The organism is Micromonospora sp. NPDC051296 (assembly GCF_040682255.1).
Taxonomy (GTDB): Bacteria; Actinomycetota; Actinomycetes; order Mycobacteriales; family Micromonosporaceae; genus Micromonospora; species Micromonospora craterilacus.
The window spans coordinates 1-1,875 of sequence record NZ_JBFBAO010000624.1; the positions used below are offsets into that span (position 1 = coordinate 1).

The 1,875-nt window shown below is 74.2% G+C and carries 1 protein-coding gene; it reads left to right on the forward strand.

What is annotated here, in order from left to right:
* Nucleotides 1-1,875 (forward strand): right-handed parallel beta-helix repeat-containing protein (locus AB0M52_RS33620; RefSeq protein ID WP_363961886.1); only part of this gene is annotated, 1,875 nt, incomplete at both ends.

Here is a 1,875-nt window from a genome sequence, read left to right on the forward strand (position 1 = left end):
CACCGTGGACGCGACCGCCGGGCACGGTGTGGTGATCGCCGGTTCCGCCGCGCCGAGCCTGCTGCGCTGCCGGGTCGCCAGCGCGGGTGGGCACGCGCTGCTCGCGCTGGAGGCCGGCGCCGGCAGCCTCACCGACTGTGACCTCACCGGGACCGGCCCCGTCCTCGCGGTCGCCGGCACCGCGGCGCCCACCCTGCAGCAGTGCCGGGTGACGGGCACCGGCGAGGTGACCGTCCTGTTCGAAGCCGAGGCCCGCGGCTCGCTCGTTGGCTGCGAGATCACCGGTGGCCGGACCGGGTTGATCATCCGCGCCGACGCCGCGCCGACGGTCGTCGGCACCGCCATCGGCGGCTGCCTCGAATACGGCGTCCAGTGCACCGACGGTGGCCAGGGCGCACTTCGCGACGCCACCATCGACGGTTGCGGCGTGGCCGGTGTACGGCTCGCCACCGGTGGGCGGTTGGCGCTGACCGACGCACGCCTGCGGGGTGGCCGGTTCGGGCTGGTCGTCGGCGGGGCCGGGACGGCGACCGTCACGTCGTCGGAGATCGGCGGCGCCACCGAGGCCGGAATCCTGGTCGAGGGGACCGGTGACCTCAAGTTGCGGCGCAGCCGGGTCCGCGGCGGTGCCGGGCTCGGCGTGCGGTTCGCGCCCGGTTCGCGGGGTGCCCTCGTACAGTCGGAGATCTTCGAGAACGGCGCCGATGGGGTGCTGGTGGAGACGACCGAGCCGGTGGACCTCACCACCGCCTCGGTCTCGGGCAACCGCCGGGAACAGATTCGCCGGGCGGGCGCCGCCCTGCATCCGTCGGCCGACCCGGTCACCCCGCCGGTCAGCGATTCGATGCCGGTGCCCGGTGCCGGCAACCCGGATGCCCCGACGCGGCGCGGCGAGGTGGCGGCGGGTGCGGGCGAGGTGGCGCCGGGGGCCGCACCCGGCGGTGCGCCCGGCACCCCGGATCCGACCACGGGTGACGCGGCGGCACCGCTGCTCGCTCAACTGCACGAGCTGGTCGGCCTGGCCGCGGTGAAACAGGAGGTGGCCACGCTCGTCGGGCTGCACCGGATCGCCCAGCGGCGGGCCGCGGCGGGTCTGCCCCGCCCGCCGATGTCGCGACATCTGGTCTTCGCCGGCGCGCCGGGCACGGGCAAGACCACGGTCGCGCGGCTCTACGGCCAGATCCTCACCGCCCTCGGGGTGCTCACCTCCGGCCAACTGGTCGAGGCGTCCCGGGCCGACCTGGTCGCCGAACACATCGGCGGTACGGCGGTGAAGACCACCCAGAAGTTCACCGAGGCGCTGGGCGGCGTGCTGTTCATCGACGAGGCGTACACCCTCAACCCGGTCGACGGGGGCGGCGGCCATGACTTCGGTCGGGAGGCCGTCGACACCCTGGTGAAGCTGATGGAGGACCACCGCGACGAGGTGGTGGTCGTGGTCGCTGGCTACTCCCCGCAGATGCGGCAGTTCATGGCCGGGAACCCCGGCCTCGCCTCGCGTTTCTCCCGCACCGTCGAGTTCGACAGCTACCGCACCGACGAGCTGGTCACGATCGTCGAACGGCTGTGCAGCACCCATCACTACTCGCTGGAGTACGACACCAGAGCCGCGCTGGCCCAGCTTTTCGACGGGATGCCGCGGACCGAGTCGTTCGGCAACGCCCGGGTCGCCCGCCAGGTCTTCGAGGAGATGATCGGGCGCCAGGCCTACCGGCTCTCGGCCGCCGGCGCCGGCGACGGGGTCGAACTGGCGCAACTGCTCCCGGAGGACGTGGGCGCCGCGGCGAGCGGGTCCGCTTCCGGGGCCGAGGCCGCCGACGGGGGGCGCGCCTTCGAGACGGACGCGCTGCTGGCCAGCCTCAACGGCATGATCGG